Origin of the sequence: Hydrogenophaga sp. IBVHS1, from assembly GCF_002127265.1 — a bacterium.
Taxonomy (GTDB): domain Bacteria; phylum Pseudomonadota; class Gammaproteobacteria; order Burkholderiales; family Burkholderiaceae_C; genus Hydrogenophaga.
The window spans coordinates 800797-814935 of record NZ_NFUU01000001.1 but is presented as its reverse complement, the minus strand read 5'-3'; the positions used below and the strand labels follow the sequence as shown (position 1 = coordinate 814935).

11 protein-coding genes and 2 pseudogenes are annotated in these 14139 nt (G+C 59.1%); 4 read left to right on the top strand and 9 right to left on the bottom strand.

The features are described 5' to 3' along the window. Positions 1–119: 119 nt before the first annotated feature. From CAP37_RS03975 to CAP37_RS03950, 6 genes and pseudogenes are all read right to left on the bottom strand, one after another. The gene (locus CAP37_RS03975; protein ID WP_086122978.1) at positions 120–410 is read right to left on the bottom strand and encodes a YqaJ viral recombinase family protein; all 291 of its coding nucleotides are present in this window, start codon (positions 408–410) and stop codon (positions 120–122) included. 109 nt (positions 411–519) lie between these two features. Next, entirely contained in the window at positions 520–1224 is a 705-nt protein-coding gene (locus CAP37_RS03970; RefSeq protein ID WP_086122977.1) for a DUF1071 domain-containing protein, read from the bottom strand. Positions 1225–1310: 86 nt separating this feature from the next. Then, a pseudogene (gene radC, locus CAP37_RS03965) lies at positions 1311–1727 on the bottom strand (DNA repair protein RadC); the annotation flags it as partial. Between the two features lie 17 nt (positions 1728–1744). After that, entirely contained in the window at positions 1745–2647 is a 903-nt protein-coding gene (locus CAP37_RS03960) for an ArdC family protein (protein WP_086122975.1), read from the bottom strand. A 96-nt stretch (positions 2648–2743) separates the two neighbouring features. After that, positions 2744–3106, bottom strand: a complete 363-nt coding sequence (locus CAP37_RS03955; protein WP_086122974.1) for a hypothetical protein — start codon at positions 3104–3106, stop codon at positions 2744–2746. Between the two features lie 9 nt (positions 3107–3115). Continuing rightward, on the bottom strand, positions 3116–3391 hold the full coding sequence (locus tag CAP37_RS03950; protein ID WP_086124807.1) for a hypothetical protein: 276 nt from the start codon (positions 3389–3391) through the stop codon (positions 3116–3118). A 494-nt stretch (positions 3392–3885) separates the two neighbouring features. Between CAP37_RS03950 and CAP37_RS03945 the strand changes: the two genes are divergently transcribed. From CAP37_RS03945 to CAP37_RS03930, 4 genes and pseudogenes are all read left to right on the top strand, one after another. Beyond that, positions 3886–4332, top strand: a complete 447-nt coding sequence (locus CAP37_RS03945; RefSeq protein WP_179190125.1) for a HEPN family nuclease — start codon at positions 3886–3888, stop codon at positions 4330–4332. 132 nt (positions 4333–4464) lie between these two features. Further along, the gene (locus tag CAP37_RS03940; RefSeq protein WP_086122972.1) at positions 4465–5004 is read left to right on the top strand and encodes a HEPN domain-containing protein; all 540 of its coding nucleotides are present in this window, start codon (positions 4465–4467) and stop codon (positions 5002–5004) included. A gap of 78 nt (positions 5005–5082) precedes the next feature. Next, positions 5083–5808 carry a hypothetical protein gene (locus tag CAP37_RS03935; protein ID WP_086122971.1) on the top strand — a complete coding sequence of 242 codons (726 nt, stop codon included), beginning with the start codon at positions 5083–5085 and terminating at the stop codon, positions 5806–5808. A gap of 171 nt (positions 5809–5979) precedes the next feature. Continuing rightward, a pseudogene (locus tag CAP37_RS03930) lies at positions 5980–6099 on the top strand (integrase core domain-containing protein); the annotation flags it as partial. 142 nt (positions 6100–6241) lie between these two features. Here the strand turns inward: CAP37_RS03930 and CAP37_RS03925 are convergent. The 3 genes from CAP37_RS03925 to CAP37_RS03910 all read right to left on the bottom strand — a co-directional run bounded on the left by CAP37_RS03925 (position 6242) and on the right by CAP37_RS03910 (position 14129). After that, positions 6242–8968, bottom strand: coding sequence for a DEAD/DEAH box helicase (locus CAP37_RS03925; RefSeq protein ID WP_086122970.1), 2727 nt, complete (start codon positions 8966–8968; stop codon positions 6242–6244). Between the two features lie 27 nt (positions 8969–8995). Next, positions 8996–11503, bottom strand: a complete 2508-nt coding sequence (locus CAP37_RS03920; RefSeq protein ID WP_086122969.1) for a dynamin family protein — start codon at positions 11501–11503, stop codon at positions 8996–8998. A 532-nt stretch (positions 11504–12035) separates the two neighbouring features. Beyond that, the gene (locus CAP37_RS03910; RefSeq protein ID WP_086124806.1) at positions 12036–14129 is read right to left on the bottom strand and encodes a UvrD-helicase domain-containing protein; all 2094 of its coding nucleotides are present in this window, start codon (positions 14127–14129) and stop codon (positions 12036–12038) included. Positions 14130–14139: the final 10 nt, after the last annotated feature.

Below are 14139 nucleotides of genomic sequence, written 5' to 3'. Positions count from 1 at the left end.
GCTCGGGTACCTCGCCAGACGCCACTGCCTGCCAGAGCTCGGATCGAGTCCCCCGCTATGGGCACTTGATCTCAAGTACCAGGTCACCTTCCAACGTCATGCCATCGAGGCTTGCACTTTTATGCCTCGGCTTCCAGCACCAGCGGCTGCATGACCAGGCCGGTTTGTTCCTCGTAAACACGGCGTGCCAGAGGCTCGAGGTCGGTACCACGCTGCATGGCAGCCGTCGCGACCGATTGGTGCCGGCCTGTTTTTATAAGCCAGAGTTGGTAGGGCGTCATCCAGGGGCTGAGCCCCAGCACCGCTGCGGACTCGGACGCGTTGCGTTTGGCCAGGCGGTAGGCCAGCCACTCGGGGCTGCCCTGGGGCAGGTTGATGAAGGTGGGGGAAACGAAGGTGTTGGTGTTCATGTTGGATTCCTTGAGTGAGGTGGTGAAGATTTGCCCCGCAGGGCCGATGAATAAACACGGGTTGGTTAGCTGGCCCGCACAGACCCACTGCACGGAGCCGGCAAGGTGATCAAGCGGCTCGGCGCTTCTCCAGTGAGCGCACAACCCGCAGGAAGTCGGTCGCGGGGATCGCAGCCAGTGACTGCACCCCGAAGTACGACAACACCCGCGCGAGTTCGACGCCCACCTCGATGGCCAGCTTGTGGATTTGCGCCTGCTGCGCCTTGGTGATGCAGGCCGGCGCCGCCGGATTGCCCTTGTGCCCGCGGGGCGCAGGCTGTGGTGCTCCGTCGGGCTCTACAACCGATTCGTCGTTGGCCGCAGCGTGAGTTGCTGCAGCAGCAGAAGAAGACGGATGGGGTATCGGTGCGAAGTCTTCAGGCATGACAGCCTGTGGCAGGTCCTCACCCGCGTAGATGTAGAGCCCCAGGCCATGCAATGCGATCGCCTTGACCAGGCAGCGCTGCAGACTGGTGTTGATGTCGAACGCTGTGGGAGCCTGCAACGGACGGTTACGTCCATCAAGAACCGGGTGAATCTGGCTCAGCCGCACGCCCTGCACCGTCACGGCGACCTCGACGAACACGCCTGCCTCGGTGGCCAGGTAGGGCAGGCCGTGAAAGCGCTGCACCTCCCAAGTGGCGGTGGCGTCAGCTGTGCGCAGTTGGGCCACGGCATAGGGCCATGAGAGGTAGCTGAAACCGCCCTTCTTCTCAAGGTGCTCGTTGACATTGATGACGTTGAGCCGTGCGAAATGGTTGATGGTGTCGGTCATGTGAACTCCATTGGGATAAAAAATGCCCAGTGAACCGGAGCTCGCTGGGCGGGAGGGGGAACGTAGATACGAGAGTGGTGGTGCGGTCAGACCAGCCCCAGCTCAGCCATGCTGGTGACGTGGGAGCGGGTCACGATGAAGTGGTCCAACACCCGCACGTCCACCAGCGCCAGCGCCGACTTGAGCGTCTGGGTCAGCAGCTCATCGGCGCGCGAGGGTGCAGCGGCACCACTGGGGTGGTTGTGACAAAGGATCACCGCCGCCGCGTTGTGGGCCAAGGCCTCGATGACCACTTCTCTTGGATACACCGAGGTCTGTGTGAGCGTGCCCCGAAACATCTCCTCGGTGGCAATCACGCGGTTCTGAGCATCCAGGAACATGACCGCAAACACCTCGTGCGCTCGCTCGGCCAGCGTGAGCTGCAGGTAGTCGCGCACGGCAGCGGGTGATACCAGCGCATCGGCCAGGCGCACCTCGCAGGCGAGATGCCGCAAAGCCTCTTCGACGATGGGTGCGCGGCTCATGCGGACACCTCCGCCTGAGCGGCAAGGGCACGCTCTTCTGGCATCAGGAAGTCCACCGCCTTCTGCGCCATGGAGGCTGCAGAGAAGACGAGCCGACGGTCGTTGCGAAGGGCTTGCAGCCATTCGTTGATGTAGCTGGCGTGGTGCAGTGCACCGGGCAAGCCACAGCGGGCGTTGAGGAAGGCCGAACCCATCTCGGCCACGAGTTCTTCGAACGCATAGGCTTCGATGTGCTGACGCGAAGACAGCATTCGGTTGCAGCGGCTGGCGTGGCCTGTCCAATGGGTCAGCTCGTGCAATGCGGTGCTGTAGTAGCTGGCTGGTGCGTCAAAGGCCTGTTGGGGCGGCATCTGGATCAGGTCCAGGCCAAGGCTGTAGAAGGCCCTGTCCCCGCCATGCTGGATGTGGGCGCCCGAGGCCTTGATCACGTCATCGGCCTGCGCGATAGGCTTCCAGTCTGCGGACAGGGGCAAGGGCGCCGTGAGTCGCTCGGGCAGGTCGTCGGCCTGGGCCGCATTGAACACGGTGAACGACCGCAAGAGCGGGATCACCTTGCTCGACTGGCTCGGAGTGGGCTTGGCGGAAACGTCGTCATCGCGCTCCAACATCTTGAAGAACACGATGCGGGTGCCGGACTCGCCACGGCGAATACGGGAACCAGCGCTCGAGGCCTGCTGAAACGTAAGCCAGCGGTTGCTGGGATAGCCACGTGCGAGTTGTTGCAGGTTGAGCAATAGGACGTTGATGCCTCGGTAGGGGCGTCCGGTGGTGAGATTGGCAGGAGTAGCGCTGCCGTGAGTTTGATCCCAGGGACAGACCCAGGGAGGGGTCCCGGCTTCCATCGCGGCAATGATGGTGTTGGTGACCTCGGTATAGAGGTCTTGGTGAGTGACGGACATGGTGAAGCTCCAGAAATGAAAGAAGCCCCGGTGAGTGAACACACGGGGCTTCAGGGGGTGGGGGTTTGAGGGCTGAAAGACGGGTTGGTGACGGCTTCAGGTCCAGCGCTTGAGCCAGGGCGAGAAATGGGTCGCAACCCTGCAGGTCGCTGCCTGCGCCAGCTTCTCGGCCGCGCGTGAGCCGAACTGGATGAAGACGCCTGTCAGGCCGTGGGTACGGCGCAGCGCCTCTTCGAGCTTGCGTTCGGAGAGCAGGAAGGCGACGGTCGGATGGATCAGGTACTCGCTGGCTGCGAGCGCCGCCATGGCAGCGATGAGCCAGAGTAGGAAGATCAGGAAGATGCCCAGTGCAGCGACATTGATGATCCACACGCAGACGCTGGCGAACAGCAGTCCGATGGAGATGTCGCACGCCAAAGCAGCCGTGGTCCGGATGAAGACACGTTTGCGTTCGTTCATACGGCCTCCTCAGACCTTCAGGCTGAAGTAGCCGGGATAGTAGGAGTTACCTTTGATGTGTCCAAAGGCGCGCTTGGCGAAGGTGCTGCCCAGGCTGGTCATGAGACCGGCCACGGTGGCGGCCATGATGCCGCTGAAGGTGCCCCAGTGAACGAGCAGGGTGACGATGGTGACGCCAATGTCCAAGGCGACGTCGTGGGCCAACAGGCGCAGCATGGTGCGTCTAGGCAGCTTGATAAAGATGAGAACGAGGCCGAGGAAGATGGCCGCTCCGGTTACAAACATGATGAACTCCATTGGGTTGATGGCAAGGCAGAGGGATCTGCCCTGTTACGGAGTCAGCTTGAAAGCTGTCTCATGAAACCCAGAGTGCTTGCCAGCTTGCTGGCAAGTGAATTCATGTGTTTTGGAGACGTAGTTTCCCCAGGGGGAAAGAGACTCCTTTTGCAGATGAGCGAATGTGAAATCCGAAGTGAGGGTGTCTTTGATTGACCCCGGTGGGAGGGACCCACCTGAAGGTGCGTAGCGTTCTGCGTATGGAAAAATTTCAAAAAAAATTTCACCAGGAGAAGTTCGCATCTCCTAAGGACGTTGAGCGCCAACGCTAGATTACCTCGCAGATTGAAAGTCACGAATCGAAGCAGGCACTTTTTGAAGGCCTCATAGCAGCAAGTTCATGATCTATCGACGCGTTCAGGAACATGAAATGATTAGGGCTTCCGGCGAAGCGCAGCTTATCTCAAAGCTCCTGCTGGATGTATAACTTCAGGCATCACAACGTGCACCTCCCGATCATGAGTTTCAATTCAAATTTTGACCGTGCGTTCATCGATCGCAGCCTGCAGCTCGTGCAGGAATACACCGGTCCGCATGACGCAACCCTGCTGCTCAACTGCCTTCTGGGCTTGCTCATCGTCCCGAAGGAATCGTGTCTAGCTTCGATCCCGAAGAAACCAATCGAAGACCTCGCTAGCTGGGGAATATCGCCATCTGCCATAACCGCCTTTGGGCGAGCCGATCGAGAGGACGAAGACCCCCACAACCTGCGCGGGCTGGTGTGGCGCCTACGGAATTCGGTCGCCCACTTCCGATTCAGGCCTGAGCCAGAGGATGGAGAGGTGGTCGCTTTTCATTTCCATGACAAGAGCGGCTTCAAAGCCACCGTTCAATTGTCAGAATTACGCATTTTCGTGGAACGGCTCGCGAAGCATGTACGCGAGCTATGAAGCCTCGCGTCGCTGTAGCGGAGCAGCAGCAGGCAATCTTGCTCCGACGTGATGCAGTACATTTTCTCCAGATCCCGTTGGGCATCTTTGCACCTGCCGCCAGCTTGGCTGGAACCCTAAAACTCATCCCGCATGTCGAAAGCACTCAACTCCTTCGAAGGCTCGATCAAGGACGCAGAGGATCTGCTCGAGCATTTTGATGCAATGAGCAAGCCGCCACCTGCCAATGCTGAAGTGCTCAAGCGTGCCAGCCTGGTCATGGCATTAACTGCGTGGGAGACCTACGTCGAAGACCGCGTCCGTGAGGAAGTTGCCCAACGCTTGCGAGTCGTTAATGGCAGCTACGTCGGGAAATTTGTGGCAGGTCGGCTTGAGGACGAACTGAAGCGTTTTCACAATCCCACCGCTGAAAAGACCAGAAAACTGTTTCATGACTTTCTTGAGACTGACGTCACGGCTAGATGGGAGTGGCCGAACTACGATAGCGCGAAAGCCAAGAAGACACTGGACGAGCTCATCTCCAAACGAGGGGATGCTGTGCACAGATCCAAGCCCCAGGCTGCAAGCGCCCCGAACATGCCGCACCTGGTCAAACGCGACGAGCTTGAAAAGGCTATCCGTTTCCTCAAGTCTCTTGTTGAGGCAACCGACAAGGCTCTTTTGGAGAAATGAGTCCTAGCAACTCGCTCAGGCTGGCACGCCGCTACGCGCAGGGTATCAATACCAATTCGAGCTAACAGGGTTTGCCAGATGCAGATCGCACTTTCAGAACTCCCATTCCCTCTTTTTCATGGCACTTCCACACTGTTTCTGAACGACATTCAGGCAGGCGGACTCGGTGCGAAGAACCCGCTTCTTGAGCTCGAGATCATTGAGTTCATCAAGCTGATCATGCCTCTGATCGATGAACATCTCTCAGAAACTGATACCTACCTCAACCATCGCGGAACCTTCGGCTTGATGGCAGAGCAGTTCACAAGCAGCCAGGGTTTCAACTTCCAGCACGGTCAGACCTATCTATCCCCAGCGAAGCCCACTGCGATTCGTTACGCAGTGAATAAGCGCTACGGCTCAGAGCTTCTGACCTACGCCCTTGAATTCCTGCGGATGCTCGTTGAGAAACGCCTGCCGGTTGTTGTGAGTGAGCTCTTCGCCAGGTTCCCCCAGGTTTTTGAGCTTCTGAACTTGTCCCGTTCTCCTGTTCTCATCAGAGCTGAACGGGTGCAGATGTTCCAGGTCCTGACCGAGCGAGGAGATGATCCTTTGCCTCAGGTCCGCCAGTTGACGGCTTATCTAAAAGAGGACCGAGGATTTATTGAGATCGTGGGGCAGCAGAGCAATTTCCGTCTCATGGCTCCCGTCATGCCGCAACAGCTTACGGTCTGGCTGATAAATGTCATACAGCTCAAACCATTCAAGCCTGAATACACTTTGCACCGCATCGGGCCGCGTGAACACTTGGGCGCTGATACTTGACCTCTCGCTTAAGTGCTTGTCCACTGGCAGACCATCCCCGCCGTGGCATTGGACGCAAAGCTCTGACGTCTCCCCCATACCCGGTCACTTCTAAACTGGAGTTCGGCAACTTTGCAGCTGTTGATCTGACCTCTTTCTGACGAACTCACTCGAGGTCAGGTGGCAGAGTGAGCCATGCGGGTAGTGATGGACTGGGTGGCTTTCTACAATCACCGGAGGTTGCATTCCTCGCTGGGCTACATCAGCCCGATTCAGTTCGAGCAACGCGGGTACCAAGCACAGCGCAAAAAAGGCCGCGTAGAAGGTGGGCTAAGAATTACACCAAACGATGGCAAGGTCAATTGGCATGACAAGAACCCGAAGGAGCTTCACAGACCAATTCAATCGTGAGGCAGTGAGGCCGTCTCCGCAGAAGGTTCAAGAACGCAGCTCGTCAAGGTACCAGGATCAGCGAGGCCAAGGGCCACACGGCGTAGCGCAACCCAGCGGCCATCTGCTCTTCGGTCGGGCGCTTCAAGTTTCGAAGCAAGCTGTCTTCCACAGCGGCCAAGTCAGCGCGGAGGGACACGGCAGTTCCATCCTTGATGCGCGGAACGTTCTGGCAGGCTCTGATGACGGCGGCACGCAGTACCCCAGTCAGTTCCACAGGCTCACCGGTCTGCGCAAGGACGAAGCAGTGCAAGGTGAGGCCACGCTCGGCCCAGACCCCGCGCTCTTGCTCCAGTCTTTGGCGCAGGAATGCCAGGATAACGGCACCCTCGGTTTCAGGCCCTAGGAACTCCAGCCCGGCAGGCCGATTCAGGAAAGCTAGGCCTACCTTTCGTGACGACCCAAAGGGCAGCCCCAGTACAGCCTTCACCACGTCCAGGTTCAGGCCGAGCTGCAGCACGTCCGAGCCGTCGGCAGCCACCGCGCGCAAGCCACCGGTGTCTCCACAGGCAAAGGTGCGCCCCGCGAAGCGAATGGTCGGGACCGCTTCTTCCACGGCAACGATCTCGTTGTCCTGGAACGTGAAGGTTCCGAACGTGGCGGCCTCGCCATCGTCTGCGCCGCAGTGCTTGACGAGGAAGTGACCAAGATCCGCCCAATGGGCTTCACCCGGCTCGGTGGCGCGAATCTGTTCCGCCTGCTTGCGATAGGCCTCGTCGAATGAGTTCCAGGAGCGGAAGCCCTCGGTGACCAGCCGGCCGATTTGCTGGATGGCGGGGTCATCCAAGCCCACGGTGCCTGTGACATCGCTGAGAACGGTCTCCAGTTCCTTCGGAGGCACCAGCGACATGACTCGGCTGAAGAGGGACTCGAACTGGTCGGGGTCCAGGTGCTGCGAGATGAGTGCGAGCTTGTCGCGTGCGACGCGGTACATGTCCACCTCACGGCTACCTTTTGCCACGACGGTATCAACGATCACGGTCTTGCGCGAACCGAACCGATGGATACGACCGATACGCTGTTCCATATCCATCGGGTTCCAGGGCACGTCCAGGTGGATGAGGCGGCGCGCGCGCTGCATATTCAAGCCCTCACCACCCGCGCGGGACGACACCAGAAAGCGAGGTCCGTCGTCGGACTGGAAGCGGGCAACCTCGGCCAGTCGATCTTCATCTGACTGGTTGCCGATGATCAGCGCAGGCTTCTGGCCGTATCTCTTTTCCAGGATCCCAGCAACCACGGTCACTGTCTCGACCGGCTGAGCGAACAGCACCACCTTCTCATCACTGGCTGCGTCGATCAATCGGCAGACGGCATCCCATTTGGCGTGAGCGACATCAGTGCCGACCAGGCGGACACCTTCATCTAGCAAGCTGGCTAGCTGCTGAGCGTTGGGTTTCCATTCCTCCTCATCGACCTCTTCGTCTTCCAGCGCATCCTCTTCGATGACCCGATGGCCCACCTGTCGGGACAGCCGTTCAAAAAGCTGCTCCAGCGGCTCATTGTCCGACCCGCCACGGTAGGGGCGCAGTGCAGCAATGGCTCGCGTGAGTGACGGGTGACCCAGGGACCAGCCCAAGCGGCGCATGGCCAGTCGAACCAAGAAGCCAATGCCGGCTTGCACACTGGAGGCCGCCCATTGAAGCGCCTGCCCCTTGGCCCAACCCGCTGCACGCGCCTTGACGCCGGTGGGGCCTTCCGCGTCGTAAAGGGTGCCAATGCCCAGGTACCAGCGCTCGTAGGCCTGGCCCAGGCTCACGAGTGTCGGTTGGCAGATCTCGCGTGCCGGGAAGAGCGGCGCACCACGCCAGTCACGCACGCGGTCCTTGGTCCGGAAAATCACCCGACCCGCGGCGCCCGCAACACTCTTGCCGTCGTCAGACAATAGACGCAGGATATTTTTGAAACGCGCTTCGTTTCCCTGGTGCGGCGTACCGCTCATAAGCACTAGGCGACCGGTGCTGGGCATGGCCTTGGCTATCTGCGACACCAGCTTGAATGACTGGTTGGGCTTACCGCCGTCGGGATCCCAGTCAGAGAGGTGGTGGCACTCGTCAACGATGAGCACGTCCCACGGTCCGCTGGCCGCCACCTTGTCGAGGTTGGGGCCGAAGACCGCCTTGTGGATACTGGCGACGACCACGTTGTCGGCGTCCAAACGTGCGTCACTTAACGCGCCGGCTACCCAGGCGCGTGCATTGATCTCTAACTTGTCGCGCAACTCATTCACCACGTTTCGCACCAGCCGAGCGGGCGCCAGGTACAGGATGCGCGTCGCAGGGTTGCGGTCGATCAACCGACGCATCAACAGGCCGGCTTCGATGGTCTTCCCCAGGCCGACTTCATCGCCGATCAACACCTTGCGCAAATCAGGGCGCTCGAGGATGTGCTGGACCAGACTGACCTGGTGCATCAGCGTGGCGGCCTTGCGCGCATCCAACCGGCGCTGCGGGTCTTCAGCCACCAAGAAAGCAGCATAGAGCCGGGCCAGACTGCGGGTGCTCAGCGCTAGCCAGTTGTCGCCTTCGTCCAATGCGCGTGCGGCCGCAAGCTGTGCAGGCGACAGGATCTGATTGACGCGACGACGATCGATATTGGATTCAACCAAGGGGGCCGCGGCTGGCCCGCTCAACAGTCGGGCCGGCACACTCACGAGGTCGTAGGACTCGAAGCCGAAGTCATCCACGATGCGCAAGACGGCGCGCGTTTGGCCGCAGTACTCCACTAGCATGTCTTCTGCCCCTTGTTGGATGGGAGGCTACGCGGTTGTGTCATTCATCTCTGGCTTGGCCGGGCAGGCAGCCAACACCAACTCCAGCTCCTCCAAAATGGGCCGGCGCTTCTGGGCATCCGAGCGTTTCAAGCGTTCCTCGTGCTTTTCAACGATGAGGTTGGCCGTCGTCTGGATAGGATCCCCTCCCTGGCGGAAGGCAGTTTGAATCTCTTCACGTACCGCTGCAAAATTGGTCTGCAAGATCGCAATCGCTGGCTCCTGTGCTGCCTTGGTTGCTGTGGCTGCAAGCTTCTTGAACAGCTCCAGCACGCGATACTTCACACCCGGACCGATGTCATTGCCCGCCTGGACAAACCGCCTGCAGGCCACCTCGACCGGCCCACGAATGGCTTCGGACATCTTGGACTTCACTGTGTTGCGCAGTTCGTCCACTGCTTCCTTGCCGACCTGCTTCATCTGCTCGGCCATGCCCGCAACACGTTCCTGCTGCGTCAACAGCAGCTTATGGTTGACCGAAGCACCACCATGCTCATTCGCCCAAGCACAGATCTCTGCCACGATCTGTTCGATGTCGGCAGAAAGATTGCTGGTGCGCTTGCGTACATCGCGCAAAAGCTTCTGGCCCCACACTGCGGCCATGGGCTCCTGAAAGTAATTGCTGATGTCATCAGGCAGATTGATGGCTCTGCTGCCATAGAAGGTGCCACCTCGCCGAACTGCGGCGCGAAGCGTGGCCCAGTGCGCGTGCTGCAACGAGTAGAGGTAGTTCTGAACTTCGAGCTCAGCAGCAGCCCGCGCTTCCAGCACTAGTGCTTCAATCTTGGCCTGAACAGTCGAGTCCAGAAACTCGCGAAAGGCACCGACGCGACGGTCGTACTCCTCGCGCTTGGGTTGGAGGATTTTCTGCAGCGCTTCTTCAAGGCGTTGCGCTTCCTCCGCGGCGCGCCCCTCGCTGCGCCACTGCCCGTCGATGATCTGTAACTCGCTCAATAGCGTGTTACCCAGTCGCTTACTGACCTCTTGCAACTGGGCTGCCCTGCGCAGGCGCTCAGACTTGCCCAAACTGACCAGTGACTGCTGGAGCTCAATGACGCCAGTGTCCGCCACATCCTTCAGGATCGGAACGTCTTCCTCATCGTCCTTCAGAATCTTGGCGTACTCCGGCGCCGAGACAGGATGAATCTCCAAACTGTCCAGAATGCTGGCCCTGGCCTGATCACGAGCCGCCTGCACAGTGGCGTTGCTCGACTCGCCGATCTTCCCCAGCTGCTCGATGATTTGCGAACGCATCCTCGGCTTGAACTCGGAGATCTTCTGCGTGAAGACCTCACGCTTTTTCGGTCTGGGGCCTTGCGCCGAGTCCCAGCCCTGCCACGCAGTCCAGGCCACGTCATCCACGCGCGTAACGGCGATCAACATCGTACATGGATCGCTGGAGGGGTCATCTGCTGCACCAACCAGTCGGTCCCAGTATCCACTGCTGCGAAGCAGATCCAGCGTGGACTCAGTCGGCCCGGCCCGGTCCACCACCAGAATAATAGCCCGGGCCTTTTCGCGCACATAGCGCTTGGTGATGTCGCGATAGGCGTCCTGGGCGATTCCCACACCGGGTAGATCCACCAGTTCCACACCCGATTGCAGGACCTCGGACGGCCAGCCCACCTCGATCCGCTCAATCAAGGGCGCTAAGAAGCCGGCGGCATGCTCACGGAGCTCCGTCATGAACGCATTGGCGTCGTCACCCTGACGCCGCTCATAGATTCGATTCTCTTTTGAGAGCTGCAGCACCGGCCTGCCCGCGCTTGAGCGCGGCTGCTCACTGGAAAGCTGAAAGATGCGTCGCACTCTGGCCAGGCGCTTAGCGTCAACATCGGTGATGTCTTGGTTCCAGCGCGTCTTCACGTCGCATGCGACGCGAAGTGCATCGATCAGGTAGGGCAAAGTAACTTTGCTGAACTGATCGCCCGTGACGATCAGCTTGGCTTGCCGGATCATCTGGTCGAGTGCATCACTTGTGGGCGCTTCGGGGTCAGCATTGGGCTCGCGAACTTCTGCGCTACCGGCTGCATCCTCTCGATCCGTGTCATCAAGCAGCGTGCTTAGATCACCCGGATCAGCGCCGTGCGACTCTATCGGCCCCGTCGCCTCGGCCCGTTGTTGCGCGATGCGCAACTCATTCTCGTACCGACGTTCTAGAGCGAAAGCAACCTTCCAGAGGTGTTTGCGTTGATGATAGGTGACGCGGAAGAGTGGTGTGGGACTGTGCCGCACCTCTGTTGCCTGTGCGGTTAGGGGCCCAATGCCTCCGGCGGGCAATACCTGCTCAGCACCGGCCGCCAAAGCATTCAGTAATGTGCTCTTACCGATACCTGAGTTGCCCAGGAAACACACCGTGACGCAGTCTCGCATACCGATGAGTCGCTTCAGGCGCGCGTGGTCGTTCTCGAGCGTGGCCATTCGCTCAGGCGCGTACTTCGCCAGGAATGGCTTCGCCGACTGATCGAACCAGTCCAACAATTTAGCTTCGTTCATTTGTCTGCATTTTCAGATTGTTGATACGTGCTCTAGTTCGACTTGCACTCAGACGAACACAGGACTTCACACGACGTTAAGTGCAAGGGCTTCCTGGGCCTTTCGCTAATTGGCGATGCGCAGATGAGTGTATACAACGACCGCGATTCGCCCCTGGGAACCATTGAGAGTTTCAGGACATGCAGAGCGATTCACAGGCTGTTCTTCGACGTCTCCCCGTTTTCAGTAGCATTGGGCTTTGGAGTTCAGAGTCAATTTAACGGGTTTTGCATCAGCCTTTGAGCATAGGTCGCAGTGAATCCACTTTGAAATCCCGTACCAGACGGGAGTAAAGAATTCCAACTGATGGAGTCTCCACATGAAGAAATCAAGCTTCTTTTCAAGCCGCTGCGCCAGCCGATTTTCGCCAGACGTCATACGAGATGCACAATTGCTCAGCGCTGGTATGAGTGTTGCCATGATTTTTATGCCCCCCCCAGGGCTTAAGGTGCCAATTCGTTTTGCAGTGTGTCGCAGAGTGCCTCGAGGCTCTTTACTGCTCCTGTCTGAAGTCGTCGAGAAACTCGGACACCGGCGTGATACCCGTCACCAGCAAATGATCGCGCGCTCGGGTGCAGGCAACATAGAGCAAATGGCGTTCGGTGTCGTAGACCTCTTGCAAATCTGAGTCGTCTCCGACAGATTCGATGCGCTCTTGCAACGGGATCACCTCGTCGTCACAGGCCATCACTGCTACGCCCCGAAACTCCAGTCCCTTGGCGAGGTGCATGGTGATGATGGATACGTGACCGATGACGGTCTCTACATGCTGATCAAGCAGTTTGAAAGACAGGCCCGCAGCATCGACTGCCGCCTGAGCGCGACTCAACTGCGCTTCTGAGCGAACGAAGACTCCCAGCTCGTGAGGCAACGTGCCAGATCGCACCTGCTCGGCCAGCCAGGCTCCGACCGTAGAGACCTCGTCCGATTCGGTACCCAAAGCACGGACCACCGGTGGCGGACCGTTGAACACCGAAACCGTGTCATTGCGGGTATCGCTGTTGCCGTCAATATCGGTGGTTTGAGGTCCCAGCAACCGATCCGCCTGCAGGCGAATCTGGTGCGATGTTCGGTAGTTGATGCGCAGCGTGCGCGAGCGCCCGCGAATATCGACCCCTAGTGATTTCCAGGAAAAAGGTTGTTGAAAAATCCTCTGTCCTAGATCACCCGCAAAAAATAGCGCGTCAGGCCGGTTCCGGCCGATGGAGGCCAGGAATCGAATGTGAGCCACGCTCAGGTCTTGGGCTTCGTCCACCACGGCGAAGTCATACGGCGCGTTCTTGCTAGCGCTTAGCTTGGTTGCCAAGTTGGTGAACATAGCGGCTGGCGTGATGAGCTTTTCCTTGGCCAGTGCTGCCCTGACCAACTCAAAAATCGCCCACAACACAGCCCGCTGGGGCTCTGGCAATCGCGTCTTGCGCCCCAGGCGCGCGACATCTCGGTAATCCTCCCACGACTGCAGTTGCCAAGCATCGACGATCTGCTCCCATTCAGTAAGCAAAAAATACAGACTGAATTTGTGGCCACTCACGTACTCGGAAGACTCGCTGAACATTCGCTTGACGGCCGCGCGACTCGCAAGCGTCAGATCGCCATGCTGTGCTTTGTAGAGACGCTGACCAATAGCCTCTAAGGAGTACACATCAATGCGCTCGGCCAAACGCGGCTCGCTGGCCACAAGGCGCTTCAACTTGGTGTGCAAAGCACTGGCCAACGTGTCGGAAAACGTAGTCAACAAAACCCGAGCTTCTGGCTGGCTGCGCGCCAGGTAGGCAGCGCGGTGCAGCGCCACGATGGTCTTGCCTGTGCCTGCTGAGCCTGAAACGCGTGCAGGGCCCGTGTATTCCCGCTCAACCCACTGCCGCTGTTCGGGGTGCAGAAAAACTGTCCACTTTTCCCACGGATAGTTGAGTGCGGCCTCCAGCTCGGCCACGTTGCTCATCACCCGGAAGCGGCGCTGCGCATCGGGATGATCAAACGGATTCGCATGTGCGGCGGCCGGGGCCGGTACACGCGGCTTCCCGCCTGTTGCCAGCTCCAACAATGCTTCAGCAGCTTCTGCGGGCAGGTGATCGGCCAAAGCCAGATACGACTCTTCAGTAGCCGCCTTGACGTCCTCCAGCCATTCGGCGGGCACACCGTAGCTCAGCAGCTCGTGATCTGACCTGTCGGTGAAGATCAGTTTTGGTGACTTGGGGGGCGAAGCTGTTGGGGCCGTTTCAGTCGGAACATAGACTGGCACCTCCACCCGTTTGACCGTCTCACGCACCTCAACCAACTGAGCCGCACCTGTCGTCGGATGGGTTTCGAGCTTGCGACGGCGCGCCCAGTCATAAGCAGCGTCGTGGTGGTCCACATAACAAAGCAGAAGGCTGTTTTGTGCCTTGTGCACGATGAGGCGAATGTCACTGCCTGCGCGCGCCGACCAGAAGTTTTTGTCTTTGGATTGCTCGATCCGGTGCAAGCTCATGCTCGGATGCGCCGGATTCATTTGCAGGTCGAATGCGGTTGTCTTCACAGCCTTCTGCTCATCGCCGGTCAGGCGAGCGAGGCTGTCGGTAAAGGTTTCAGCTATGAGGAAATTCATCTGCTGACCC